This is a genomic window from Luteibacter sp. (assembly GCF_009912395.1).
In the GTDB taxonomy this organism is placed as follows: Bacteria; Pseudomonadota; Gammaproteobacteria; order Xanthomonadales; family Rhodanobacteraceae; genus Luteibacter.
The window spans coordinates 48655-73603 of sequence record NZ_WNDO01000026.1; the positions used below are offsets into that span (position 1 = coordinate 48655).

Annotated in this window: 22 protein-coding genes; 14 read left to right on the forward strand and 8 right to left on the reverse strand. The window is 63.6% G+C overall.

What is annotated here, in order from left to right; all coding sequences use genetic code 11:
- Window positions 1–60 precede the first annotated feature (60 nt).
- Window positions 61–477, forward strand: a complete 417-nt coding sequence (locus tag GAK28_RS19665) for a GFA family protein (RefSeq protein WP_291783398.1) — start codon at window positions 61–63, stop codon at window positions 475–477.
- Between the two features lie 134 nt (window positions 478–611).
- Here GAK28_RS19665 and katG read toward each other — a convergent pair whose 3' ends face one another.
- On the reverse strand, window positions 612–2876 hold the full coding sequence (gene katG, locus GAK28_RS19670) for a catalase/peroxidase HPI (RefSeq protein WP_291783401.1): 2265 nt from the start codon (window positions 2874–2876) through the stop codon (window positions 612–614).
- Between the two features lie 273 nt (window positions 2877–3149).
- Here katG and GAK28_RS19675 point away from each other — a divergent pair, with 273 nt between their 5' ends.
- Window positions 3150–3659 (forward strand): AAA family ATPase, encoded by a 510-nt coding sequence (locus tag GAK28_RS19675; protein ID WP_291783404.1) that lies wholly within the window; start codon window positions 3150–3152, stop codon window positions 3657–3659.
- Between the two features lie 52 nt (window positions 3660–3711).
- Here the strand turns inward: GAK28_RS19675 and GAK28_RS19680 are convergent, their stop codons facing one another.
- A complete protein-coding gene (locus tag GAK28_RS19680) occupies window positions 3712–5547 on the reverse strand; it encodes an aspartyl protease family protein (RefSeq protein ID WP_291783407.1) in 1836 nt (611 codons plus the stop codon).
- A 669-nt stretch (window positions 5548–6216) separates the two neighbouring features.
- Here GAK28_RS19680 and GAK28_RS19685 point away from each other — a divergent pair.
- The 3 genes from GAK28_RS19685 (at window position 6217) to GAK28_RS19695 (ending at window position 10050) form a co-directional block, all read left to right on the forward strand.
- On the forward strand, window positions 6217–6468 hold the full coding sequence (locus GAK28_RS19685; protein ID WP_291783408.1) for a hypothetical protein: 252 nt from the start codon (window positions 6217–6219) through the stop codon (window positions 6466–6468).
- A gap of 161 nt (window positions 6469–6629) precedes the next feature.
- Window positions 6630–8174: an alpha/beta hydrolase-fold protein gene (locus GAK28_RS19690; protein WP_291783411.1), complete on the forward strand. Its 1545-nt coding sequence runs from the start codon at window positions 6630–6632 to the stop codon at window positions 8172–8174.
- 247 nt (window positions 8175–8421) lie between these two features.
- Window positions 8422–10050 carry a hypothetical protein gene (locus GAK28_RS19695; protein WP_291783414.1) on the forward strand — a complete coding sequence of 543 codons (1629 nt, stop codon included), beginning with the start codon at window positions 8422–8424 and terminating at the stop codon, window positions 10048–10050.
- Between the two features lie 26 nt (window positions 10051–10076).
- Here the strand turns inward: GAK28_RS19695 and GAK28_RS19700 are convergent, their stop codons facing one another.
- A complete protein-coding gene (locus GAK28_RS19700; RefSeq protein WP_291783418.1) occupies window positions 10077–10919 on the reverse strand; it encodes a helix-turn-helix transcriptional regulator in 843 nt (280 codons plus the stop codon).
- Window positions 10920–11029: 110 nt separating this feature from the next.
- Here GAK28_RS19700 and GAK28_RS19705 point away from each other — a divergent pair, with 110 nt between their 5' ends.
- A complete protein-coding gene (locus GAK28_RS19705) occupies window positions 11030–11746 on the forward strand; it encodes an SDR family oxidoreductase (RefSeq protein ID WP_291783420.1) in 717 nt (238 codons plus the stop codon).
- Between the two features lie 19 nt (window positions 11747–11765).
- Here the strand turns inward: GAK28_RS19705 and GAK28_RS19710 are convergent, their stop codons facing one another.
- On the reverse strand, window positions 11766–12161 hold the full coding sequence (locus GAK28_RS19710) for a hypothetical protein (protein ID WP_291783422.1): 396 nt from the start codon (window positions 12159–12161) through the stop codon (window positions 11766–11768).
- A gap of 51 nt (window positions 12162–12212) precedes the next feature.
- Window positions 12213–12812, reverse strand: coding sequence for a pentapeptide repeat-containing protein (locus tag GAK28_RS19715; protein ID WP_291783425.1), 600 nt, complete (start codon window positions 12810–12812; stop codon window positions 12213–12215).
- Between the two features lie 255 nt (window positions 12813–13067).
- On the opposite strand from GAK28_RS19715, the gene GAK28_RS19720 reads away from it, so the two are divergent.
- A complete protein-coding gene (locus GAK28_RS19720; RefSeq protein ID WP_291783428.1) occupies window positions 13068–14000 on the forward strand; it encodes an NmrA family NAD(P)-binding protein in 933 nt (310 codons plus the stop codon).
- Window positions 14001–14035: 35 nt separating this feature from the next.
- Complete coding sequence (locus GAK28_RS19725; protein ID WP_291783431.1) at window positions 14036–14572, forward strand: hypothetical protein; 537 nt, start codon at window positions 14036–14038, stop codon at window positions 14570–14572.
- Between the two features lie 39 nt (window positions 14573–14611).
- Here GAK28_RS19725 and GAK28_RS19730 read toward each other — a convergent pair whose 3' ends face one another.
- On the reverse strand, window positions 14612–16690 hold the full coding sequence (locus GAK28_RS19730; protein ID WP_291783434.1) for a reprolysin-like metallopeptidase: 2079 nt from the start codon (window positions 16688–16690) through the stop codon (window positions 14612–14614).
- Window positions 16691–16837: 147 nt separating this feature from the next.
- Window positions 16838–17314, reverse strand: a complete 477-nt coding sequence (locus GAK28_RS19735) for a hypothetical protein (protein ID WP_291783436.1) — start codon at window positions 17312–17314, stop codon at window positions 16838–16840.
- A 111-nt stretch (window positions 17315–17425) separates the two neighbouring features.
- Between GAK28_RS19735 and GAK28_RS19740 the strand changes: the two genes are divergently transcribed.
- Entirely contained in the window at window positions 17426–17923 is a 498-nt protein-coding gene (locus tag GAK28_RS19740; RefSeq protein ID WP_291783439.1) for a GNAT family N-acetyltransferase, read from the forward strand.
- A gap of 9 nt (window positions 17924–17932) precedes the next feature.
- On the opposite strand, the gene GAK28_RS19745 is transcribed toward GAK28_RS19740, so the two are convergent.
- Window positions 17933–19498 carry a GDSL-type esterase/lipase family protein gene (locus tag GAK28_RS19745; protein ID WP_291783442.1) on the reverse strand — a complete coding sequence of 522 codons (1566 nt, stop codon included), beginning with the start codon at window positions 19496–19498 and terminating at the stop codon, window positions 17933–17935.
- 292 nt (window positions 19499–19790) lie between these two features.
- Here GAK28_RS19745 and GAK28_RS19750 point away from each other — a divergent pair, with 292 nt between their 5' ends.
- The 5 genes from GAK28_RS19750 to GAK28_RS19770 all read left to right on the forward strand — a co-directional run bounded on the left by GAK28_RS19750 (window position 19791) and on the right by GAK28_RS19770 (window position 24763).
- Window positions 19791–21104: an MFS transporter gene (locus tag GAK28_RS19750; RefSeq protein ID WP_291783444.1), complete on the forward strand. Its 1314-nt coding sequence runs from the start codon at window positions 19791–19793 to the stop codon at window positions 21102–21104.
- A 131-nt stretch (window positions 21105–21235) separates the two neighbouring features.
- Entirely contained in the window at window positions 21236–21685 is a 450-nt protein-coding gene (locus GAK28_RS19755) for a RimK/LysX family protein (RefSeq protein WP_291783446.1), read from the forward strand.
- The gene (gene rimK / locus GAK28_RS19760; RefSeq protein WP_291783448.1) at window positions 21682–22617 is read left to right on the forward strand and encodes a 30S ribosomal protein S6--L-glutamate ligase; all 936 of its coding nucleotides are present in this window, start codon (window positions 21682–21684) and stop codon (window positions 22615–22617) included. Before GAK28_RS19755 ends, rimK begins: the two co-directional genes overlap by 4 nt.
- A gap of 198 nt (window positions 22618–22815) precedes the next feature.
- Window positions 22816–23502 (forward strand): response regulator transcription factor, encoded by a 687-nt coding sequence (locus GAK28_RS19765; protein WP_291783451.1) that lies wholly within the window; start codon window positions 22816–22818, stop codon window positions 23500–23502.
- Window positions 23486–24763 carry a HAMP domain-containing sensor histidine kinase gene (locus tag GAK28_RS19770; RefSeq protein ID WP_291783453.1) on the forward strand — a complete coding sequence of 426 codons (1278 nt, stop codon included), beginning with the start codon at window positions 23486–23488 and terminating at the stop codon, window positions 24761–24763. The genes GAK28_RS19765 and GAK28_RS19770 overlap by 17 nt, the downstream gene beginning before the upstream one ends.
- Window positions 24764–24949: the final 186 nt, after the last annotated feature.

Consider the following 24949-nt stretch of genomic DNA (forward strand, 5'->3'; position numbering starts at 1 on the left):
CACAGGAACGACAGGGCCGGCGTACACTGCGCGTCCATCGATCACGTGTCCGGAATCGCCATGTTATTTCGTACCACATGCCTGTGCGGAAAGGTTTCCATCGAACTGCATGGCGAACCTTCCGCCCGCGCGAACTGCCACTGTTCGTCGTGCCGGGATTTCTACGGCGTGCCGCTTTTCTCGGCGACGGCCTGGCAGGCCGATAACGTACGGATCGACAGCGGTGCGACGCGTTCGTTCAAGCACCCCGAAAAGGACATGACCAAGACCTTCTGCGAAAACTGTGGCGAGGTCGTGTTCGGGACGAATCGCCTCGGCATGCGCGTGGTGCCCAATGCCATGGTCGCCAGAGCCACGGACGGCAGCATCCAGGAACACTGGGCGCCGACCATGCACCTGTTCTATCGCCAGCGCCTGACCGATATCCAGGACAACCTTCCGAAGTACCTCGAAGGTTGGGACGGCCCGCTGTTGTAGGAGCGCGCTTGCGCGCGATGCGAGGTATCGGCAGCACCCATCGCGCGCAAGCGCGCTCCTACAGGTGTAGTAGGGGCGTATAAACAAAAAAAGCCACCCCGACCATAAGCCGGGGTGGCTTTTCAACAACACGCTTAGCCGTGCAGATCGAAACGATCGAGGTTCATCACCTTCGTCCAGGCCGCGACGAAGTCATGGATGAACTTGCCTTCACCGTCCGAGCTGCCATAAACCTCGCTCAGCGCACGAAGGATCGAGTTCGATCCGAACACCAGGTCGACGCGGCTGCCGTTCCACTTGTGCTTGCCGGTGCCACGCTCCTTGCCTTCGAAGGTTTCGCGGCTCGGTGACGTGCCCTTCCACTCCGTGCGCATGTCGAGCAGATGGCGGAAGAAGTCGTTGGTCAGCTTGCCCGGACGGTCGGTGAAGACGCCCAGGTCGCTGCCGTCGGCATTGGCTCCCAGCACGCGCAGGCCACCGACCAGCACCGTCATTTCCGGCGCGGTCAGGGTGAGCAACTGCGCCTTGTCGATCAGCAGCGCTTCGCCCGGGATGCTGTAGCGTCCCTTGAGGTAGTTGCGGAAGCCATCGGCGATCGGCTCCAGCGGAGCGAACGACTCGACATCGGTCTGCTCCTGTGAGGCATCGGTGCGACCAGCCGCGAACGGCACGCTCACGTGGTGACCCGCGTCCTTCGCCGCCTTCTCGATACCGACGCTACCGCCAAGCACGATCAGGTCGGCCAGGGACACCTTCTTGCCGTCGGTCTTCGACTCATTGAACGACTTGCGCACGCCTTCCAGTGCATCGAGCACCTTGCGCAGCTGCTCGGGGCGATTCACGGCCCAATCCTTCTGCGGGGCAAGGCGGATGCGCGCGCCGTTGGCGCCGCCACGCTTGTCGCCGCCACGGAAGGTGGAGGCCGAGGCCCACGCGGTGGAGACCAGCTCGGACACGCTCAGGCCCGTCGCCAGGATCTGCTCCTTGAGCGCCTTCACGTCGGCATCGTCCACCAGGGCATGGTCGACCTTGGGGATCGGGTCCTGCCAGATCAGCTCTTCGGTCGGCACGTCCGGACCGAGGTAGCGCGCACGCGGGCCCATGTCGCGGTGGGTCAGCTTGAACCAGGCGCGGGCGAAGGCGTCGTGGAAGGCAAGCGGGTTTTCGTAGAAGTGGCGGGAGATTTTCTCGTATGCCGGATCGAAGCGCAGCGCCAGGTTGCTCGTGAGCATCGTGGGGCGATGCTTCTTCGTCTTGTCGAACGCGTCGGGCACGTCTTCTGCTGCGTCCTTCGCCACCCACTGGTGTGCGCCGGCCGGGCTCTTGGTGAGTTCCCACTCGTACTTGAACAGATTTTCGAAGAAGTAGTAGCTCCACTTCGTCGGCGTCTGCGTCCAGGTGACCTCGAGGCCGCTGGTGATCGCGTCCTTGCCGACGCCGCTGTGGAAGCTGCTCTTCCAGCCCAGGCCCTGCTGTTCCAGGTCGCCACCCTCGGGTTCGGCGGCGACGTTGTCGGCCGGGCCGGCGCCATGGGTCTTGCCGAAGGTGTGGCCGCCGGCGATCAGCGCGACGGTCTCTTCGTCGTTCATCGCCATGCGCGCGAAGGTCTCACGGATATCGTGCGCCGAGGCGAGCGGGTCGGGATTGCCTTCGGGGCCTTCCGGGTTCACGTAGATCAGACCCATCTGCACGGCGGCGAGCGGGTTTTCCAGGTTGCGGCCCTGGGCGTCGGTGCGGTCCTTCTCCTTGCCGTGGATCTCGGGATCGGCGACCAGCTTGCCTTCGTCCTCGCCCTTGGCGCCGCCCTTGCCGTAGCGGTCGTCGCCGCCCAGCCATACGGTCTCGGTACCCCAGTAGACGTCCTGGTCCGGTTCCCAGGTGTCTTCACGGCCGCCGGCGAAGCCGAAGGTCTTGAAGCCCATGGATTCCAGCGCGACGTTGCCGGTGAGGATGATCAGGTCGGCCCAGGAGAGGCTTTGACCGTACTTCTGCTTGATCGGCCAGAGCAGGCGGCGCGCCTTGTCGAGGCTGACGTTATCGGGCCAGCTGTTCAGGGGCGCGAAACGCTGCTGTCCGCGACCGCCGCCTCCGCGACCGTCGCCGGTGCGGTACGTGCCGGCGCTGTGCCAAGCCATGCGGATGAAAAGACCGCCGTAGTGGCCGAAGTCGGCCGGCCACCAGTCCTGCGAGTCGGTCATCAGGGCCTTGAGGTCCTTCTTAACCGCCTCGAGGTCGAGCTTCTTGAACGCCTTGGCGTAGTTGAACGCAGGGTCCAGGGGATTGGACCGGGACGAGTGCTGGTTGAGCAGGTCGACGCGGAGTCGTTTCGGCCACCAGTCGGTATTCGTCGTACCGCCGCCGGCGGTGTGGTTGATCGGGCATTTCGATTCGTTCGACATTCGCGCTACTCCTCACTGGTTTGGCCGGGACGAATGATCGATCGCCGGAGGGACGTGGCTAGGGCACTTCCCCAGGATCATAAGTAACGTATCACCGTAGAGAAAATTGATTGATTCAATAATGGCAAGAGGCACCGTCTATCGATGTAAGCCCTTGTTGCGGCGCACGATGGCACGGGCCTGTCCAGACTACATTGAACGCACCATGTGTCGACTGAAGCATCGTGAGGCAAAATCCCTACGACGACCAAGGTGTGAAATGAGGCGGGTCTTGTGTTTGTGATCATCTCGGGATGTTCAGGAGGCGGCAAGTCGACCCTCATCGCTGAACTTGCGCGTCGGGGACAGGGTGTTGTCGAAGAACCTGCCCGGTGCATCCTGGCAGAGGACAAACGTAGAGATGGGAATGCCTTGCCCCTGGCAAACGCGCAGGCGTTCGCGCGCCGCACCCTGGCGATGTCGATAGCGGATCATAAGGAGGCGCGGGGGCTCACCTTCTTTGATCGAGGTATCGTGGATGCGGCGGTCGCGATGACGGCGTCCGGCGACGAACGCCCGGCGCAGGAGATTGCGAGTTATCGATACGATCTCGTCGTTCTCGCGCCACCCTGGCCCGAAATCTATGAGAACGACGAAGATCGTCGGCATAGTTTCGAAAAAGCCCTGCGCGACTATGAGAGGGTGCGATCCGCCTATGTGAGCGCAGGATACGCACCCATCGTGTTGCCTCGCGCTAGCGTTGCAGATCGTGCGGACTTCCTTCTCACGAAAGCGCTAGGTTAACGGGGCGGGTGGATGTTTGTAGTCGAAGCGATGGAAAGACCGCGTTGAAGCCTTAGATCAAGTCTCGCAACGTAAGCTGCACTTGGTTGACGGCATTTTTCCGGAGGAACCTCAGCTGGACTTTTGTGCCTGGCGACTGATTGCGAAGCATCTTGCGAAAATCGTACAGCTTGATGGATTGAATCGGTTCACCGTTGACCTCCGTGACGATATCGCCCGCCCGGAGGCCAGCGGCCGCAGCCGGCGTGCCGGGACCTACATCCACGATTTCGAAGCCCTTCCCATTATCGTTGACCCACATGCCGGACCGGTCGAATGTATCCAGATCTTCGATCGGGCCCGGGATAGGCTTGAGGTACATGAGCTGGTGATCGTAGTCGAAGGTGACAACGAAGCGCTTCAGCACACCACCACCGACGTTGCTCGGAAATGCCTCCATACCTCCTGCGCCTCCCTTGTCCAGGCTGAACTCGGCAAGGGGAGCGGGTATCGTGAAGCCGTCGAGCTCCAGGTCCTTTCCATGAAATACGAAGCCCCGTGATGGACCGCCGACGCCCCATCCGGTGAGCGCTTCGGCCCCCGAAGGCTCGCGATCGCGTAGACGGTGCTTCTCGGCGAAAGCGCGGTTCAGCGATAGGGCAGTGCGAGCACCGGTATCTATGCCAAAACGATCCGGAATACCGTCGTACGTTCCGAGGACCTCGGGAAACTGATGGTAGAAACGAAAGCGTACTGGCGTGCCGGCCGTCGCGGGGTTGAAGTGCTTCTTGTCGATGAAGGTGATCTGCTTTTTCCCATAGTCAATGCGGGTAACGAAGCGTGCGAGGAATTCGTAGCCAATCATTCCCTGTTCGTCGATACCTTCCGCCGCGTTGGAGAACTTCAATACGGTAACGACCTGGTGGTTGAGCGTGGCCCCGCCGACAGAGATGGAATCCACTTTCGCAAGTCCGCTTTGCGAGACGTCGTTGCCGGCGCCTCCGGCGGTCTGGCTACCCTGTGCGTGGACGCCGAGCACCTGAGCGGTCGCCGGCGTGAGAATATCGTGGCCTCCCGTGTCGACGATAAACGTCATCGGTTTGCTTCCATTGACCGATGCGTCGACATAGATATGGTTGTTGACCAGTTGAAACGGAACCGTCGTTTCGCCCTTGTCACCCGTTAGCGCATAGTCGTTCATCGCCGTGATCGGCAAGGCGTAATAGGCGGCCGACCGCGTCGGTTCGAACCGCGCGGTTGTCAGGGTCATCGTCTGGCGGTTGGCGGCGCCGCTACCATCATCCACGACGATCGTATGCGCGATGGGAACACCATCCACATCGGTGTAATCCGCGTACGATGTCGTGATGACCTGGATACTTTGGATCTCCACGGTTCGCGCCAGGCGATGCGTCACCGTGTCGAACCATGCGTCGAAGGGCTTGCCATCCCGTGGCGTGACAGTGAGTACATCGAACGTTTTCCTGCCTTCCGTCTTTCGACCGTTGTTCTGAATCCGTGCGCCGGCTCGATCACCATGCCACCAAAGGTTGCATCCGCGATAGGCCTCGTTGACGGCCAGCTGCCGTACGTCGCCTCCGGCCTGTTCGGTCGCGATGCCCGAAGTCTCCTTTTCCCAGGCTTTCTGGCCGTCGAAACCGGTGGCGCCGCTACTCGGGCCTATGTGGTAACGATCGACGAACGCACATCGCTGAAGATCGATGACGGACGACATCGTGCCAGTGAGACCCTGGCCCGCATACGAAAACTGGCTATCCAGTGTTTCCTTGCCGGACCAGGTATCGGCGCCCATTGCCTTGCGATTGGCGGCGAGAAGCCTGTCGATATCGTCAGCCTTGCTGATACCCGCGGTGATGACGAGAATGCTTGCCAGGAATGCGTGGCGCATGGATGACCCCGTGAAGAGACGATATGTGATGTGCGCTGCCGCCCTCGGTGGACGCAGCTCGCCTCACGCACGCTAGGGGAGTGCCAAGGGTGCGTCTTGAATCCAGTTGACCGGTGGCGTCCCGGAGGTTTTAGCAGGGGTGGGCGACGACGGGATCGACCGGCGCCAATCGCCGGGTGTAAAGCCCGTCAGTGCCAGGACGGACCGGCTCATATGTGCCTGGTCGGCAAATCCGAGCGACGAGGAAATCTCGCACAGCGATTGTCGTGTCTCGCAGAGGCGCTGCAAGGCAGACCGAGTTCGCGAGCGAGCACGAAACGCCTTCGGTGACGTGCCATAGGCGCGCTGAAATCCGCGACTGACCGACTCGGGTCGCAACCCCGTCTCTTCGGCCCATTGCCGCAAGGAAAGGTCCGCATCCTGTCGAAGCCGTTCAGCAAGCAGGTCGGGCCAATCCTGGTGCCGTTGCTCGGACGCATCCCAGGTCGCCGCAAGGTGATGCCATGCGTCCCGTGGCGAATGTCGTGCGATATGCAGCAGTCCTTCAGGATCTGTCGTCGTTCCAAAGAGCGGGAGGCGATAGTTCGTCGGAACCGGCAGGACGAGCAGTTCGGCTCCGTGCCGTGAAAAACAATCCGTATGAGAATCATAAGCGCGATGGATCAACACGTGGCCCGCTTCGACCGTGCGCCGACCTTCATCGCCCGCTTCCATATAGCCGCCGCTCAAGACTACGGTGGCAAACGCCGCGTCATGGCAATGACGACCAAGTCGCTGGCAAGCGCCATGGCATTGATGGCCCATATCCGTCTTTGCGAACGATATCATCAAGATACGACTCGTAAGATGTCGGAATGCGTGTTGCACGACCAGAGGAACGTCATCCACGAAACGCGAACTGGAATCCATTCCTCGTGGTGATGGAATGCTTGGAGATGATCGACGTTTTGGCGCCGCTGGCAGTATAGATCGCTGTGAAGGCCCGGCAGTACCGTGCCTATTGACCTACTTCTCATCAACACCTTGCAAGAAGACAATGCGGCTATGCCTCGCCCTGGGGCACATGCCTATGAGGGGGTGCCATGCTCAAGTCGCATTGCTTGGTTGCGCTCACCGCTTTCATCGCGCTGCCCGCCTTTGCGGCAGACATACAGGTGCGTAATGAGGTTTCTTCCGACCAGGTGATGTCGGGGCGGTTGCTGGTTATCGCACGCCGTGTGGCTCCCTCCGAGAGCACCTTGCCCACGCAGATTGATATCGAATCCTTTTCACCAGAGGATGGTCTCGCCGTGATGGGCAGGGACGTCGATGGCATGCAGCGTGGAGCGACACGCCGCCTCGACGATGAGGACGCTGCCTGGCCGACATCGCCATGGAAGTTGCCGGCGGGCGATTATTGGATGCAGGCCCTGCTCGACACACGTCGAGACTATGGTCATTTCGGCCGTGGGGGCGGTGACCTCACCGGACCGGTCCGGCGCATACATGTCGATGGGCGGCCCTTGAATATTGAATTGACGCTGGACCGCGTATGGCCTGCGGTACAGCCCTGGGTATTCGATCCGCGGACCGCGCGCTTCATCGTCGATGCGATTCCACATGCTCGAGCCAATGCTCGACCCTATGTGTTCAACAGTTCATCGGTTAGCGCATTTTTCGGCCGTCCTGTGGATCAGCGTGGCTGGGTGCTTTTACCGCCAGGCTACGATGCAAGGAAAAAATACCCTACGGTTTATTCGCTATCGACCTATAGCGGCGACTTGGCACGACGCAGCTTTGACGTGACCTTGATCGATCTCTTGATGGCGCGTGGCGATTTGCCGGCCATGGTCTGGGTCTTTCCCGACTACTCTGTGCCAGGAGGCACCCATGAGTTCGTGGATTCGGTCAACAACGGTCCTTGGGACCATGCATTCGTCGACGAACTCATACCCTGGATCGAAGGGCACTATGCTGTCGATACATCCCCCTGCAAGCGGTTATTGACGGGCCATTCTTCAGGAGGTTGGTCATCGCTCTGGTTGCAGGTGCATCATCCCGAGACGTTTGGAGGCACCTGGTCTACCGGCCCTGATCCCATCGATTTTCACTCCTTCCTCAATGTTGATATCTATGCAGACGTGGCCAACGCGTACCGCTTCGCCGACGGCACGCCGATTCCCGCAGCCAGGGCGCGAGGCAAAGTGGTGGCGCGCTTTGAGGACGTCGCACGCATCGAGCGGGTTCTAGGCGGTAGCGGTGGTCAGTTGACCAGCTTCGAATGGACCTATTCACCCCGCGGCGACGATGGTAGGCCCATGCCACTATTTGATGACCGCACCGGTGCGGTGGATAAGGCTGTCGCATCGGCGTGGGCTAGCTACGACATCGTGGCGTATTTGCGTGCGCATCCGGATCCTCGGCTCAGGGGAAAGCTTCATGTCATCGTCGGTGCGGAAGACAATTATTATCTCGATGGGGCGGTTCGACGGTTGGCCGAGCTACCTGACGCAGCAGACGTGCGGATTCTTCCCGGACGTACCCACAACAACCTGTACCAGATCGGCGACGACCCATTAGGCTTCTTTCGAACGATCGGCCACGAGATGTCGGAAACGATCCGTAACCATCAAGGATTGCAAAAGTAAAGGCTCTCATCGCCGCGAAACATGAAGCCCGCCTCGCCATATGTGATGGACAGCGAGGTGTAACTCATGGATGGCGTACTTCAATACCGTATCCAGGCAGCCGCTAATTCGGTATTCGTGCTGCCGCGATAAATGAGGAGAACCCATGCTTAGGTGGCCCATCATCTTTGCGCTTGCCTTGTCGTCCCTGACAGTAGCGCGAGGCGCATCCGGCGCCGAACAGGTCGACTACGCGCTGGCTCCAGGCATGGCGAATGGCGAGCTGTCGGAGTTCGTGGTGTCTGTGCGGTTCCCGGCGAACGCATCCGGAACCACGGGTTTCGGATGGCTGGCAAGTTGGCGCGGCGATCACCAGTTGAGCCGATACGTACGCGATCTCACGGTCGATGGCGCGACGCAGGTGATTCAGGATGCCCCGGGTCACTGGCGCATCGATGCACAGGGCGGCAGGCCGCTGACGGTGCGATACCGGATCGTGCCCGGCGCCGATCCTTCGCCAAACCCGGGCCGGTTCGATCGTAGCGCCCCGATCATCCACGGAAATGTCTTTTCGGCGCTGGGTATGGCCGTCTTCGGCCGGCCCGATGGCAGCGAGAAAAGTCCGGCCACGTTTCTCTGGCAGGCGGGTTCGGCCCATATCCCCCTGGTGTCGGATCTTCAGCACTTGTCTGCACCTGGGCAATCCGCTGGCCGTCCGGGAACGACCGAAGACATTCTGATGAGTACCCTGATCGGAGGCGCAGGCATGATCGGCGCGACGGCCGTGGCTAACAAGAGTGAGCCGCGAGTGGGCATGCTTCCGGGCAGCGTGGCCAAGCCTGCGGAGTTCGTCGCCGCGGTGCGGCGCATCGTAGCGGCGGAGCGGCATTTCTGGAACGAAAGCGATCCGGGGCCGTATACGGTGACGACCACGCCGGTACCGGCGAGCTATAACCGATTTATCTCCGGCGCGGGCTTCGACGACAGCTTCGCGCTTTGGGTCAACACGAAATCAAGCAACGACGATCTCAGCTTCTTCATTGCGCACGAGGACTTCCACAGCTGGAATCCGGGTCAACTGGGTAAGCCTTATGCCGATGCCTCGGCCGAGCAAAGCGCCGCCTGGTTCAACGAGGGATTCACCGACTACTTCGGCCAGGCGCTGAGTCTTCGATCCGGAGCGGTGACGGTGGAGGCCTTCCGCGATATATGGAACGACGCATTGAACGAGTACGCCAACTCGCCATGGCGTAATGCGCCCGAGGCCACGCTCGCGCCGGCCTTCTTCAAGGACCAGGGTGCCAAGCGGATGCCCTACCTGCGAGGCGCCATGTTGGCCGCACGGTGGAACGCGCAGCTTCGCCAGAAACAGGTGGGCGCATCCCATGCCGTGCCCGTCGATCTGCGTTCCGTGTTGATCGAGCAGCGCAGGATGGCCGCGACATCATCCGCACAGCCTACCGATCTCTTCGTCAAGGCAGCCTCTCAGTACGGCCTTGACGTCAAGGAAGACCTGTCGCGCTTCATCGATAAAGGCGAGACCCTGTCCCTCGAGCCTGACACATTCGGCCCATGCGCGCGGGTGATCACCCAGCAGCGTCCCAGCCTGGAAGTGGGCTATACCTCTGAGGATCATAAGGTGACCGTTGTCGGTCCCGGCACCAAGGCCTACCTGGCGGGCCTGCGCGTGGGTATGGTCATCGTCCAGAAAATCGCGGCGTCCCCCAGCGACTCACGCAAGCCATATCGACTGGATGTGCTCGATGGGAAGACTCGTCGCACCATAACGTTCCTGCCCCAGGGGCGCGACCAAGTCACCGTACAGCAGCTTCAACTGATTTCGCCGATCTCCAAGGACTGCGCATCAAACCTGGCGGGTATCCGAAGCCTGCCATAGCGTCCCAAGGTGGTTGAACTTCACCTTCAAAGCAATCTTCGAAGTGCGTCCAGGGTTCCGTCCGCTTGCGATGGTGTAAGAACGATGAGTTTCAGATCCGGTGAATCCCCAATACCAAGGCTTGAGTATTCGAATGTCATGGGGCCAGCAGTCGGATGATTGATGCGCTTTTCGCCCGATTGGGGGCGCAATACCGCTTGTTGATCCCACCACTGTGCGAATGCCTCGCTGGCGCGCGACAGGTTCTCGATGAGTCGAATGAAGGATAGGTCGCCTGCGTGGCGCGCGAAGTCGGTGCGAAACATGGCCATCGCCGCGCGGGCGACGGGTTCCCAATCCGTGAGCATGGCTCGGTGGCCTGGGTTCGCAAAAAGCAGGTGCAGCGCGTTCCGTTGGTCGCCCTCCAGTGCCTCGTAAGGACCGAAGACGACGTCGGCTGCACGGTTCCACGCGAGAATATCCCACCGTCGGCCACGTACGAATGCCGGTTGGTCCTGGAGGCTGACGAGCATTCGCCGAATGGGATCCTCTACCCGCTCGGGCTCGACCGCCCGATCGTTGTCCGGAGAGACGCGGAACAGGACGAAGAGATGCTCCCGCTCCGCGGCATCCAGCCGGAGCGCGGCGGCAATCGCCAATAGCACGTCCCCTGATGGATGGACGTCACGGCCTTGTTCGAGCCACGTGTACCAGGTGGTTCCTACACCGGCGAGCATCGCCAGCTCTTCACGTCGTAAGCCGGGCGTCCTCCGCCGAGTGCCCGCAGGCAAGCCAACCTCATGCGGGGTGAGGCGCTCACGGCGGGAGCGGAGAAACGCCCCCGCTTCGCGCTGGCGAAGGGTGTTGCTGGATGAGCTGGGCGTGGTCATGACTTTACCGTAGTACTTTCCATACCAGGATACGCTGCGAACTGTTTGCCTTGGTGGTTGGAGGAGACACTCGAATAAGGGCGCTTTGTCCTACTTGAGGAACTGTATCCATGTCATCGCAACATATCGTAGTCGTTGGTGGGTCATCCGGTATCGGGCTGGAGACGACCAAGCACCTGGTGGGTGCTGGCCATAGCGTCACCATGATCGGACGAAGCAAGGCACGATTGGACAGCGCCTTGAATGCCACGAACGGTCAAGCCTCGGCCGTGCAGATGGATGCCACCGACGAAGCCGCGCTGGCCGACGGCTTTGCCGGACTCGCGCCCATCGACCACATGGTGCTCGCGCTGGGGAGTAGCAAAGGGGTGGGTCCCTTCGGCTCCATCGCCTTGTCGAACATCAAGGCCGGCTTCGAGGAAAAGGTATACGCGCATATAGCCTGCGCGCAGGCGGCCCTGCCATATATCCATGCGAACGGCAGTCTGATCTTCGTCTCTGGGCTCGCCGCGCAAACTGCTACACCGGGGACCGCGGGCATCGCAGCTGCCAATGCGGCGGTCGCGGCGCTTGTGCCGGTACTTGCGGTGGAACTTGCGCCGATTCGGGTCAACGGCGTGTCACCGGGCGTCATAGATACACCATGGTGGGACGTTGTCCCCGAGGAGCATAAGCAAGCCCTGTTCGCTGAATACGCAGCGAAGACGCCGGTGGGTCGGGTGGGTCGCGCTAAGGACATCGCCCAGGCCATCGCCTTCCTGATTGGCAACAGCTTCGTGAACGGTCACATGCTCACCTGCGACGGCGGACTCCGTCACACGGCCTGACGCGATCCCATGGCAGGGATCAGTCCGCCGCCTTCTCGACCACCTCGATAGGCTCCTTGCCAGAGCCGAGGCGCTGGGCGAGCTTTTCCAGTTCGGCCGGGGTCAGGCCGTAGCGGCCCTGGCCGGGATCGATCGTGAGCTTCCCTTCGGTGATGGGGCTTTGCACCGTCACCGTGGTCAGGGTCTTGCCGTTGGCCCGCAGACTGACTCGTTTGCCGACATGTGATTCCGTGAAGTTAGCGAACGCGTCGCGAGAGGCATCCGCCAGCTCGACGTCGAGTCGTTGGGCGCCGTTAGCATCGTCCTTCACCACGGCGGCCTTGGCTACGGTGAGCGATAGGGCCGGCGGACTGGCGATCGCTGCCAGCGGAGAGGCCAGGGCAAGCCCCAGCAGCATGCCGAAAAACCTGTGCATCGGTGACTCCTTCGAGCGGGAAGGATTTCCATCTAAGCACACTATCTGTCGCTATTCGACCAGGTCGATGTCGAGTCCGCGCAACAGGGAGGCGGCCTCGGGTAGGGAGAATCGCGCGCGGCGCACGTCGTTCTGGCGGATGTCGATGGTGTAGTCGATCGCGTCGACGAAGTTGGCGCCGGTCAGTCGGGTGTGGCGGAACATCGCGTCGCGAAGCTCGGTCCCCGCGAAATCGGCGTCCGCGCAGTCCGCATCGGTGAAGTCCACGTTCAGCGCGCGGCATGCGAGCAGGCGTATCCCTTCCAGGCGCAAGCCGAAGAACGAGGAATCGTTGAGCAGGCAACGTTCGAAGCGAAGCGTTTCGGGAAGTTGTACCGAAGGCCAGTGTCCGCGTGTCCAGTCGATGCCCAGCATGCGGCAATCGGTGAAGCGCGACTCGGCGAAAAGCGTGCCGCCGATTCGAATCAGGTCCAGGTGGCAGTCGATGAACTCGCAATCGCGGAACCGGCAGCGGCTGAAGGTCGATCGGTCGAAATGGCACTGACGGAAGGTGCAGCCCTCGAAGCGGATACCTTCGAAGACGGTGTCCTCGGCCACGATGTCCTTGAATAGCATGTCGGCGTAGTCGCCGCCGTCGATGATCGTATGCATGTCGCCGCTCCGCGATGAGACGGCCATGATAGCCGCAGTCGCCACTTGACCCGGGTCCGGAAGGAACTAGAATCGCCCAGGTCGAAATGGCAGGCTTGGTCTGGGTAGGCCCAAGCCCTTTCCTTACTAAAGGAAAGCTCTCTTCACATCGCTCGGATGTGATCCCCGACAGTCCCGCACGCTCGTCGTGCCTATGGGCCTGGTCGGTGACTTGACGCGATGTCGCTCCGGCAGGCCCCGTTGAAGGAGCTACCCATGTCTGTCATCGATCGATCGAAACCTGTTCTGGTCTTCCTTGCCGCCGGCACGCAGGGCGAAGCCGTTGTGCACGCCGCGCTGGCGCGTGGCCTAAGCGTTCGCGCACTGGTGCGCAGTCGTACGCGAGCGTCGGCCTTGATGGCACCCAATGTCGAACTGGCCGAGGGCGACCTCGACGATCCTGTATCGTTGCGCGCAGCCTGTGCAGGCATCCATCACGCTGTGCTCCAAGTACCGCTTGGTTCGGCGGAGAGGATGCAAGCCCAGGCGGAAAATGCGCTGCTCGCCTGCAAGGCTGCAGGCGTGCGCTCCGTCATCCTCAGGCTTGCCAGTGCGAGCCGGCATGCGCCGTGCGACGAACCGAGCTTCGTCGCCAATCAGCGGGTGCAGGACGTTGCGCAGGCCTGCGGACTGCCCTTCGCCATCGTGCGTCCCACCATGTATCTGGAGAATCTGCTGAAGCCTTCCGCGCGGGCGGAGATCCTCACCGAGGGCGTCTTCGCTCCGCCAATACCCTCGTCGCAGCGCATCGCCTGGACATCGGTCGATGATTGCGTCGAGGCGTCGCTGATGCTGCTGGAGCGTGATGCGATGGGTGGCGATCACCGGATCGCCGGACCGGAGAGCCTGACAGGCGATGAGCTCGTGGCTCGCGTCGGCGCCGGTCTTGGCCGGATCGTCCGATATCGCGGTCAATCGCTCGACGCCTTTGAACGCGACGTCGATGCGGCGATGGGGGAGGGCGTGGGTAGGCGAGTGGCCTCCAAGTTTCGCTATTTCGCCGCGCATCCCGAGGATGCCGATGCGATCCTTGCGCAACCCTATGCAGGCGAATCGGGCCTGGAAGGTTTCCAGCCCACCGATGTCGAGACATGGACGAGGGCCGCCGTCGCGTCGGGGTGGTTCCTTCATGGACACCGTGTCGCGTAGCATGCCTTTCCAGGCCCCTTCGCCGTGGAGCAGTCATGAAACGAATCCTTGCCGTTGGCACGCTGGCTTTCGCGATGACCGTCGCCGGGCGATGCGCGGCGACAGATGCGGCTTCGGTCTGGCATGCGAGCCAGGCGTCGCCTGCCGTCGCGCATGCTCCATCGCACTACATGGCCTATACGCTCGATCTCGATGGGCTGAAACGGCGGTTGGCGGCATCGCCGGCACGGCTTGATCTTCCGGGGCCGGACGGCGTCATGCATCCGTTCGACATCACGCCGGCCTCCGCGCTTCCCGCTGCACTTGCGGCGAAGTACCCGGATATCCGCAGTTACCAGGGCAGCGACGGACAGGGACGGCGCGTCCGTCTCGATCTGTCGCCCAAGGGGCTGAAGGCAGCCGTGTATGGCGATCCCAAGGGCGTATGGCTGGTGCAGCGTGCGACCACGCTGGGTGGCGATGCGGGTGGTCCGGCTGCTGATGGGGACGTGTACTGGAGCTTCGCCAGGAATGACCTGCCTTCGTCGCCGGCTAACTTCCGCGAAGGCGGCGTACACCGCGAAGGCCGTTGAAGGGACCACGCTTCCCTTAGGAAGCGTGGTCGCGGGTGTTTACAGCGAGATGGTCGCGTTCTTCGGCGACACCGCGAAGAACACGTTGTCAGTGCAGCTGACCTTGACGCGTGCCTTGGTCGAGGCGTTCTTCGGCACGGTGACGTTGGCCGAGCCGTTGTTCGCCACGGAGGCGGCCAGCGGCGAAGCGAGCCACGTGTGACCACCGTCGACCGAGAGATCGATGCGCACCTTCGCGCAGGAGATCGGCGCGGCGTTCGTCTTGGCGACGTTCCACTTGACCGTCTGCGCCGAGCCAGCGTTCCACTTCACCGCCGTCGACGGCGCGGTGACCGCGAAGGCGCTGCCGGTGTTGACCACGTTCACCGTGACATTGCCGGTGACGGTGGTCGGGCCGCGGCTGTCCGCATCCGACGTGGCGATACCGTCACGCACGGTCACGCGGAAGTTGAGCTTGCGGGCGGTGGCCGGATACACCTCGCCCTTGTCCAGCGCCTGCTCGCCGAGCACGCTTTCCAGTTTCGGGAAGATGCGCTCGCCGCTAGTGTTGCCGGGGAACGAGCGGAAAATCGGACCGGAGCCGGCGTCGTAGAGCGCCGCGACACGGGTTTCCTCGTGGCCGGTGTCCGCTTCTTCCCAAGTGTAGTTGAGCACGGCCTTGGGGTCGGCATGACGTGCGCTCACCTTCAGCGCGAACGGCGTCTTCGCCGGAATGGACTTGGCGTTGGCCTTGAGCGAGGCGTCGTCGATCACGGCCTGGCTGTTGGTGTTGGTCTTCTTCACCGCGCACTTGCCACCGGCGCCTGCGATGGCGGTCTGGATCTGGTCGATGTTGATGACGTTGAAGTAGGGGTCGGAGTGCGGTTGCAGGTCGGTCGATCCGCAGACGCCCGCATAAGCCATCACGGTGGTGCCGCTGCGTGGCTCGGCGGCGAACTTGGCGTCGTCGTAGGCGCCGAATCCCGCGAAGCCGTCGCAACCGGCGAACGGATGATGGCCGCCGAAGGAGTGGCCGATCTCGTGCGAGACGTAGTCGATCCAGAACGCGTCGCCCACCGGATCGGGCCGACCGGTGCTGCCCGATGCCTTCAGGCTGTCGTCGCAGGTGCTGCCGATGCTGGCCATGCCGCCGTCACCCGCGCCGGCCACCACGTGGCCCACGTCGAAGTTCGCGTTGCCGATGACCTTGGCGAGGTTCGTGACGTTCGCCGCGTTCATCTTGTCCGATCCCGGCGAGATCCCGTTGTATGGATCGCTCTTCGCGTCGGTGTAGATGATCTTGTCTTCGTCGTCGATCAGGGTCAGGTGTACGCCGAGATCCGTTTCGTAAACCTCGTTGATGCGATTGACCATGGTCACCACCTCGGCGAGGCCGTCCTGCACCGTGGTGCCGAAACTGGTGGTATAGCTGCTGGCCGCGGCCATCGCGAGGCGATAGTTGTACAGCGTGGTGCCGCCATTGGCGGCCTTGGCGGCCGCGACGCGTGCACTGGCCTGCGGATTGGTGAACGCCTGGAGATCGCGTTCCGTCGGCAATTCGACGAAGCCCGACTTGCCCAGCGGCAGGTCGGCACGACGGAAGCTCCAGTACTCGTCGCTACCGGACGATGCCTTACCAGCCTTGCCTTCGAGGCGTTCCGCGCGCTGCACGAGCCACACGTCGTGCTTGTCGTAGATCGCGGCGCGCAATCCCTGTGGTGACACATCGAGGCGCACGCGACGCCCCTCGGCATCTTCGCCCTTGTAGCTCTTGATGTCCGGATAACGCGCTGCGAGAGACGCGGGCAGGGCGTCGGATTCGCTCAACGTGAAGTAGGTCATGCCGCCATCGGGCAGCGGAAGCGCGAGGTTGTTGCTCTGGCCGCGCCGGATCGAGCGTGCGCTCGCTTTCAGCTCGGTGCCCAGTCCGCTGAAGTCGAGCGTGAAGGCGCGATAGTGCGACGGCGCGTTCGATGGCGTGGCGACGGCGCGTGCGCTGCGTGCGGATGCGGCGGCAGCGGGTGCCTTTTGCGGCAACTCGTGCCAGAAACCTGCCGTGTCGGCCGCGCTGGCGACGGACGCGTACAGAAAGCCGCCTGCGATGAGCGCGCTCAGCAGGCGCTTGCGTGGATACTGCATGTTTTCCTCCTCCCGTGATGGCCGTCCCTGCGGCCGTGCGTAAATCCTTCGTTCTCCCCTTGCTGCTAAACGCAGGTACGCACGGTTACCCCACCTCGGAAGGAGGAGGTGGGGTCGATCTGTGAAGTGGATCGCACTACATGCCGGTCAGCGGAGTGGCCACTGCACGATGTCGATGGATAGCATCCGCTCGAACGACACCGTCACCGCATGCCCGAGCGCTGTGTCGCGTAGCACGAGCGTGCGTGCGTCCCAGTCGATGGAGTCAAGGATGCCTTGCTTGATCGTCGGCTCGGAGGTGTCGCCGGGGCGCTTGCGGATCGCGAGCCGGGTGCCGGCGGGAATCTCGCCAAGCTGGGCTTCGAGTACGGCGACGGTGGCGTCGGGGAAGTGCCGCATGGCGACGATGTCGGGGAAGGGGATGACGATCGAGTCGGTGTCCTGCGCTGCGCAGGCGGCGGGGTGGATGTCGGGCCACGCCACGACGAGTTCTTCCCGGCGGGTATCGGCGTGATCCACCATGCCCAGCACCGTGCTTCCATCCGTTCGCCAGACCTTGACGCAGGTACCCCCGGCGAGATCGCCAAGTCGTGCGTGTGTGAGCGGCTTGCCCATTGGATCCATGCTGTATCCCTCCCTGATCCCGATGGCATCATCGTGCAGCCAGGCACCGGGCCTCGCATGCACGAATCCCGGCCTGCACACGGAATTCACGTTATTTCAGACAAACCCGACATGAACCGCCCTTCCATGCCTCCCATCACGCTCCGCCCGTCGCGTCCGTCGGACGCCGATGCCGTCATCGCGCTCCTCATGGGCACCTACCACGCCACATGGGAGCCGCATCTGCGCCCTGAGGCAGCCGCGCGGTTCGGAACCGGCAAGCATGCCATCAAATACGTGGAAGGGTATCTCGACCAGTTCACGGTGGCCGAGCGCGCCGGCCAGGTGGTCGGCATGGTCCACGCTCGGGGCGACTTCCTCGATGCGCTGCATGTGCTTCCCGCCTGCCAGGGCGAGGGAATCGGCGGCCGCCTGCTGGCGGTCGCCGAAGAGGGTATGCGCCGGGAAGGCCTCGCCATGGCCCGCCTGGAAACGGACACGTTCAACGAACGAAGCCGGGCGTTCTATCGGCGGCATGGCTACGTGGAGACGGATACCTATCCCGACGAGGAATGGGACAGCGGCTTCACCACCGTGCTGATGACAAAGCCGCTGATCCGCAAGGGATAAGCGCTTGGATCACTGCCCTGCGGTGCCCGTATTCCATATCGGGCCGTTGTCGTCGTAGATGACGGTATTGCCGTCGTCCTGTACGAACAGGCGCGCGTTCGCATGGCCGCCGGAGTTTGACTGCCACAGCTTCGTGCCCAGGGCGCCGTAGACCACGAGGTTGCCATCGGGGTCCATGCGCAGTTCGCCCGCTCCCTTGTTGTAGGTCCATGCGACCCAGATCGACGCACCGGACGCCTTGTAGAGCACGGTGTTGCTGTCGGTCTGTAGGTCGAGATGATAGCCGCCGCCACAGGAGGTCAGGCTCTGGCCGGGCAGGATGCCTTCGCCCGGAGCGAGCGAGCCACAACCGGCAGGCGCCGTGATGGCAGGCAGGCTTGGCGGCGTGAAGAGATCGAGGTTCACGGCGTTCGCGATGGCCTGGTGACCGGCGTCGTTCGGATGCAGGTGGTCGCCAGAGTCATAGGCGGGAAGATACTGCGTCGGGTTGGCCGGATCGTGGGTGGCGAGGTCCTGGTCCACCACGCCGTCGCAACCACTGTCGGTACCGCGGATGAAGGCATTGATCGCGCCGCGCGCCGTTTCGCCGTCGGGCGACCAGCCGCCCGATCCCTGGAAGGGCGTGAGAGTCGAGCAGAGGAACTTGAAGCCCTGTGCATGGGCCCGGTCGATCAGCGATTTCTCCGCCGCGATGAGCGCATCGGCGGAGGGTACGGGGCGTCCACCCAGGTCGTTGATGGGGTCGTCCGAGAACACCACCCAGCGTGCGCCGGGCTGGCTGAGCACGTCGTGGTCGAAACGGTTGGCGGCGCTCGGGCCGGATCCGTCGTGCAACAGGGCATTGCCGGAGATGCCTTCGTCGATGACGCCGACGTTCTTGCCCGCGGCGGCAAGTCGTGCGGCCAGGTCGTTGCTCCAGCGTCGATTGCCGTTGAACGAGGAACCATCGCCGTTGGAGATCGAGGCGCCGAGCAGGACCACGGCACCTTGCGGGGCGGGACCCTGCACGTCGAGGTTGGAGACGAAGACGTAGTTCTGGCTTGCTGCCGCGTTGATCGTCGCCTGGCCGGCGACGTCGCCCGTGGCGTCGTAGCGCGTCTGGCCGCTGAAGTCGTGGCCGGTGAGCGCGGCAGGCGCTTGCGGCACATAGAAACTGATCGCGACATCGGTCAGCGCGGGGATGGCCATGTCGACACCGTCGGTATCGACTTCCTGGCCCGGCGCGAGGGTGACGGTGGACTGGCCGCCGACGGTGAGGAGGTGGTCGGTCTCGGGACGTACCGACGAACCGCCCGCGCTGACGGCGAGATGGATGTCGCTGATCGTGACCGGGCCGTCGCCGTAGGCGTTGGTCAGGTGCACGCGGGCGGAGGTGCCCCCGATGCTCGTGTGCACGATGTGGCGCAGGGTCTTGCCGGTGGGTGACGCGTCGCCGATCGGCTTCTGCGCGGTGGCCCAGCTACCTACCCAGGGGGCGAGCGTGGATGCCGCGTGCGCACCGCCACTGGCAAGCAGAAGGGCCCCGAGCGCGAACGCGAGGCGGTGGATACGGAAGGACGAGCCTTGCATGATCATGGGCATCACCTGGCGTGTGTGGAACGCCAGTGTTTCGCCGCTGCTATCGCACGGTTTTGCACGAACCCATCGCGTCGCGTGAATTTGCGGAACGCGTCACGCTCAGACGTTCGCCCCGATCGACAAGGTGGCGAAGTCATGATCGGCCAGCTGGCCCCAGGCCATTTCCATCGGAGCCTACGCCTGGTTCTAGACATGACAACTATCTTTCGTGCAAGACTGTCGAACGACTGTTCGCGTACTACTTTGGTAGCACTTCACACTTTCCGCTTACCGAGCTATCGATAACCGCATGAGCGTCATTTCCGACACCGATACCGATATCGTCGACCGCCGCCCGCTGGGCCGTGGCGATGCGAAGACCCTCCTGTTGTCCGCCCTGGGCGGCGCGCTGGAGTTCTACGACTTCGTGATCTTCGCCTACTTCGCGAAGGTGCTCGGACACCTGTTTTTCCCGCAGGGCACGTCCGATTTCGTCGCGCAGTTGCAGGCCTTCAGCATCTTCGCGGTGGGTTATCTCGCGCGACCGCTCGGCGGCGTGGTGATGGCGCACTTCGGCGATCGCGTCGGTCGCAAGCGGATGTTCACGCTCAGCGTCTTCCTTATGGCGGTGCCTACGCTGCTGATCGGCGTGCTGCCGACCTACGCCAGCATCGGCATCTTCGCGCCCATCTTGCTCACGCTGCTGCGCATCGTGCAGGGCATCGCCATCGGTGGCGAGATTCCCGGCGCCTGGGTGTTCGTGGCTGAGCACGTGCCATCGCGTCGTGTGGGCATGGCCTGCGCCGCGCTCACGTCCGGCCTTACCGCTGGCGTGCTGATCGGCTCCCTGGTGGCCGCCGGGCTCAGCAGCGGCCTGTCGGAGGCCGCGATGCTCGATTACGGCTGGCGCGCGGCCTTCCTCATCGGTGGCGTCTTCGGCTTCCTTGCCGTGTACCTGCGCCGCTGGCTCAGCGAGACGCCGGTGTTCAATCGTATGCGCGAGCGCAAGGAACTCACGGTGGAGCTGCCGGCCTGGGTCGTCGTGCGGGACCACCTTCCCGCCGTGTTGCTGTCGATGGTGGTGACCTGGGTGCTCACCGCGGCGATCGTCGTGGTGATCCTGATGACGCCCACGCTGATGCAGACGGCCTTCCATGTGGAGCAGTCGCGTGCGTTCACCGGAGGCAGCCTCGCCGCGCTGGCGTTGTGCTTCGGTTGCTTCGGCGGTGGCCTGCTGGTGGACGCGATCGGCCGTGGCAAGGCAATGCTGATCGGTTCGCTGGGCCTGGCCGTGAGTACGCTCGCGCTGTACCTCGACCTGCGTTCGGGCGCGGGCAACCTCATGGCGCTGTACACGCTGGCGGGTTTCTTCGCCGGTGTCGCGGGCGTCGTGCCGGCGGTGCTGGTCACGTCCTTCCCGCCCGCGATCCGGTTCTCCGGCATTTCCCTCTCCTACAACGTCGCCTATGCGATCTGCGGCGCCGCCACCCCGGTCGTGGTGGGCCTGCTGGCGAAGGACGCGGGTGGCCTGGGCCCGGCCTATTACGTGGCCATGGTGTCCGCGGTCGGCGTGCTGGCGGCCATTTACCTGATGACGAGCCGGCGGGCGCCCTACCACCGCTGAGCCTCCACTTCACGGGTGTTTCACCCGTGTGACGGCGGCGGCCGGGGGGCCGCCGCCGTGCTGTTGCATTCGCGCCCCTGCCTTCGGCATCCTTGCGCCGTCTTCCCCCGCCCTCGTTCCGCACCAGACCCATGACTGACGTCATCACCCTCGGCTGGCGCGAACGGATCGCACTTCCGTCGCTCGGCATCCCCGTCCTCAAGGCCAAGCTCGACACGGGCGCGCGCTCGTCGTCGCTGCACGTGGAATGGCTCGAGGTGGACGAGCGCGAGGATGGCACCTGGCTGCGCTTCCAGGTACGGACCACCCGCAAGGGCGGGCTCTCCGAGCCCTGCGAGGCCCGTGCCACGGGCCGGCGGGCGGTCACCGATTCCGGCGGTCACTCCACGCTGCGCTGGTTTATCCAGGCGGACGTCGAGCTGGCCGGCCAGTGCTTCCGCGTGGAGGTGAACCTCACCGACCGCGGCCGCATGCTCTTTCCCCTCCTGCTTGGCCGGACCGCCCTCGCCGGGCGCTTTCTGGTCGATCCGTCGCTTTCCTACTCGCAGACGCCGCGTCGCGCCGTTCGGGAACCCTCATGAAGATCGCCATCCTGTCGCGCAACGCGCGGCTCTACTCCACCCAGCGCCTGGTGGAGGCGGCGCGCAAGCGCAAGCACACCGTGCGCGTGATCGACCCGTTGCGCTGCTACATGAGCATCGCGCCGCAGTCGTTCGCCATCCATTTCAAGGGCAAGCCACTGGGGCCGGTTGACTGCGTGGTGCCGCGCATCGGCGCCTCCAGCACGTTCTACGGCACGGCCGTGCTGCGCCAGCTGGAGTTGATGGGTGTGTACACGCCCAATCCGTCCGACGCCGTGCTGCGTGCCCGCGACAAGCTGCGCTGCCTGCAACTGCTGGCGGCGCGCGGCATCGACATGCCGCTGACCGCCTTCGGCGACAACCCGGACGACACGGCCGACCTCCTGGCCATGCTGGGCGACCCGCCGCACATCATCAAGCTGAACGAGGGTACCCAGGGGGCCGGCGTGGTCCTGGCCGAGAAGCGCTCCGCCTCGCAGAGCGTGATCGAGGCCTTCCGTGGCCTCTACGCCAACTTCCTGGTCCAGGAGTTCATCCGCGAGGCCAAGGGCAGCGACCTGCGCTGCTTCGTGGTCGGCGACAAGGTGGTGGCCTCCATGCAGCGCTCGTCCGCCCCGGGCGAGTTCCGGGCCAACCTGCACCGGGGTGGCACCGCCGCCGCGGTGGAACTGACCGACGACGAGCGCCGGGTCGCCATCGAGGCCGCCTCGGCCCTGGGCCTGGAGGTGGCGGGCGTCGACCTGCTGCGCTCCAGCCGTGGGCCGCTCCTGCTGGAGGTGAACGCCTCGCCGGGCCTGGAGGGCATCGAGGGCAGCACCGGTGTGGACGTGGCTGGTGAGATCATCGCCCACTGCGAAGCCAGCCTGGCCGCCCGGCCGGTCCGCCCGAAGGCCCGTCGCACAAGGGCTCCCAAGGGGTTAACGGCGATTTAAACGATGGTCGCCTATAAAGGACCCACTGTGATTCCGCGATGCGGGGTGACGGTATCGGGGCAGTAGTTCTTTTCGGCCCGGGCGGTTTCCCGCCCGGGCCTTTCTTTTAGTGCTGTCCGCTTCACGGGTTCCCCGTTAAGCTTCCAGTCGCAATACTGTTAAGACTTAAGACATAGCGACCGCTCAACGGAGTGCCGAATGCGCGTTCTGGTCATCGAAGACAACACCGACATCGCGACCAACATCGGGGATTACCTCGAAGACCGAGGCCATGTGGTCGATTTCGCCGGCGACGGCGTCACCGGCCTGCACCTGGCCGTGGTCCATGATTTCGACGTCATCGTGCTCGATCTCACCCTGCCGGGCATGGACGGCCTCGACGTGGCGAAGAAACTCCGCCACGAGGCCCACAAGCAAACCCCGGTGCTGATGCTCACAGCCCGCGATTCCCTGGACCACAAGCTGATCGGCTTCGAGTCCGGCGCCGACGACTACATGACCAAGCCCTTCGCCCTGCAGGAACTGGCGGCGCGCCTGGAAGTGCTGGCCCGTCGCGGCAAGGGGCCGCAGAGCCGCGTGCTCAAGGTGGGCGACCTCACCTACAACCTCGACACCCTCACGGTCACCCGTGGCAGCAAGTCGATCCAGCTCAACCCGATCGGCCTGAAGCTGCTGCAGGCGCTGATGGAGGCCAGCCCGTCCGTGGTGACGCGCCAGGACCTCGAACAGCGCGTGTGGGGCGAGGAACTGCCGGACTCCGACTCGCTGCGCGTGCACATCCACGGGCTGCGTGCGGCCATCGACAAACCCTTCGACAAACCGCTGATCCACACGCGTCACGGTATCGGATATCGCATGGTCGATCCGGATGCGGTCCAGGCGTAAGTTACGGTTCCGCCTGGTCGTCACGTTCACGCTGTTCGGTTTTGGCCTGAGCGCGCTGTTCGCGTACGCGGCCATCAACATCCGTGCCCGCGTCGAAGAGCAGCTGATCAACTCGGCCCTACGGGACGAGGTGGACTCGCTCAACGAGAAAGTGCGCGCGAAGGAGCCGATCAGCTTCGAAATCATCAAGGGAGCCACGTTCAGCGATCGCACCATCTACAAGGCGCCGCTGCCCTGGCAAGCCCTCGACTCCGGCGTGCACGACATCTACGAGACGGACAAGGACGGCAAGGGCCACCACTACAAGGTGGCCGTGCGTCGCAAGGACGGCATCATCAGCTTCCTGCAGTTCGACGTCTCGCGCGACGAGCTGGGCAAGCGCCAGTTGCTCACCAGCGTAGTGGCGGCGGTGTTCCTGTTCGGCCTGTTCTCGCTGGTGCTCGGCGTCTGGTTGTCGTCGCGCGTGCTGCGTCCGGTCACCGACCTGGCTCGTCGCCTGCGCGACTTCCGCCGCGTCGGCAAGGCCGAGGCGCTGGCGCCGCACTTCGCGGATGACGAGGTCGGCGAACTGGCTGTGGCACTTGACGAGTACGCCACGCGGCTGACCTCCGTGGTGGAGCGCGATCGCGAGTTCAATTCCGACGTGAGCCACGAGCTGCGTACGCCGCTGGCCGTGATTGCGAGCACCACCGAGTTGTTGCAGGGTTCACCCGACCTCACCGACAAGCTACGTGAACGCCTCAAGCGTATCGAGCGCGCGTCGCGCCAGGCGACGGAGCTCATCGAAGCGCTCCTGCTGCTCTCGCGCGCCGAGCGCCGCGGGCCCACGCGTGGTGAAACCACCGATGTGGCAAAGGTGGCTTCCGACGTCATCGAGAGTCAGCGTCCACAGATGGGCGGCAAGCCCATCGACATCGAGCTGGTGTCCGACGGCACAGTGTCGGTGAACGCGCCGGCCTCGGTGCTTTCGGTGGCGTTGACCAACCTCATCGGCAACGCCATCAAGTACACGATGGAAGGCAAGGTCACGGTACGCGTGACGGACGGCCGCATCGATGTCATCGATACGGGCCCCGGCATCAAGCCGGAAGACGCCGAGAAACTCTTCCAGCGCGGCATTCGCGGCGAGAGCGCCACGGGTGGCGGTGCAGGCCTGGGCCTGGCCATCGTGCGACGCCTGTGCGACCTCTACGGCTGGGACGTCTCGCTGCGTCCGCGTCCGGAAATGGCGGGCGCGATCTCCACGATCGACTTCCGCTGACGACATCGCCGCGGCGTCGCGGCGATGTCCGTGTCACAGGACGTGACCTTGAGTGTCATCGAAGTTGTCATGAAGCTTTCATTTGATCGCAGGAACATGCGGGCCTTCAACGGCGCGTGATGGGCGGCCTCAGGGGAGGTACGCCGCGACGCGTCCGATCGTGTAAGGACGCAGCTCTTGTTCAAG

Coding starts and splice junctions, on each gene's coding strand:
- GAK28_RS19770 (WP_291783453.1), top strand. CDS start 23,486: ATGCGGTCCAGGCGTAAGTTACGGTTCCGCCTGGTCGTCACGTTCACG.
- GAK28_RS19710 (WP_291783422.1), bottom strand. CDS start 12,161: ATGCACAGGTTTTTCGGCATGCTGCTGGGGCTTGCCCTGGCCTCTCCG.
- GAK28_RS19720 (WP_291783428.1), top strand. CDS start 13,068: ATGTCTGTCATCGATCGATCGAAACCTGTTCTGGTCTTCCTTGCCGCC.
- GAK28_RS19745 (WP_291783442.1), bottom strand. CDS start 19,498: ATGATCATGCAAGGCTCGTCCTTCCGTATCCACCGCCTCGCGTTCGCG.
- GAK28_RS19690 (WP_291783411.1), top strand. CDS start 6,630: ATGCTCAAGTCGCATTGCTTGGTTGCGCTCACCGCTTTCATCGCGCTG.
- GAK28_RS19755 (WP_291783446.1), top strand. CDS start 21,236: ATGACTGACGTCATCACCCTCGGCTGGCGCGAACGGATCGCACTTCCG.
- GAK28_RS19750 (WP_291783444.1), top strand. CDS start 19,791: ATGAGCGTCATTTCCGACACCGATACCGATATCGTCGACCGCCGCCCG.
- GAK28_RS19705 (WP_291783420.1), top strand. CDS start 11,030: ATGTCATCGCAACATATCGTAGTCGTTGGTGGGTCATCCGGTATCGGG.
- GAK28_RS19665 (WP_291783398.1), top strand. CDS start 61: ATGTTATTTCGTACCACATGCCTGTGCGGAAAGGTTTCCATCGAACTG.
- GAK28_RS19695 (WP_291783414.1), top strand. CDS start 8,422: ATGGCGAATGGCGAGCTGTCGGAGTTCGTGGTGTCTGTGCGGTTCCCG.
- katG (WP_291783401.1), bottom strand. CDS start 2,876: ATGTCGAACGAATCGAAATGCCCGATCAACCACACCGCCGGCGGCGGT.
- GAK28_RS19715 (WP_291783425.1), bottom strand. CDS start 12,812: ATGCATACGATCATCGACGGCGGCGACTACGCCGACATGCTATTCAAG.
- GAK28_RS19700 (WP_291783418.1), bottom strand. CDS start 10,919: ATGACCACGCCCAGCTCATCCAGCAACACCCTTCGCCAGCGCGAAGCG.
- GAK28_RS19740 (WP_291783439.1), top strand. CDS start 17,426: ATGAACCGCCCTTCCATGCCTCCCATCACGCTCCGCCCGTCGCGTCCG.
- rimK (WP_291783448.1), top strand. CDS start 21,682: ATGAAGATCGCCATCCTGTCGCGCAACGCGCGGCTCTACTCCACCCAG.
- GAK28_RS19735 (WP_291783436.1), bottom strand. CDS start 17,314: ATGGATCCAATGGGCAAGCCGCTCACACACGCACGACTTGGCGATCTC.
- GAK28_RS19765 (WP_291783451.1), top strand. CDS start 22,816: ATGCGCGTTCTGGTCATCGAAGACAACACCGACATCGCGACCAACATC.
- GAK28_RS19680 (WP_291783407.1), bottom strand. CDS start 5,547: ATGCGCCACGCATTCCTGGCAAGCATTCTCGTCATCACCGCGGGTATC.
- GAK28_RS19725 (WP_291783431.1), top strand. CDS start 14,036: ATGAAACGAATCCTTGCCGTTGGCACGCTGGCTTTCGCGATGACCGTC.
- GAK28_RS19730 (WP_291783434.1), bottom strand. CDS start 16,690: ATGCAGTATCCACGCAAGCGCCTGCTGAGCGCGCTCATCGCAGGCGGC.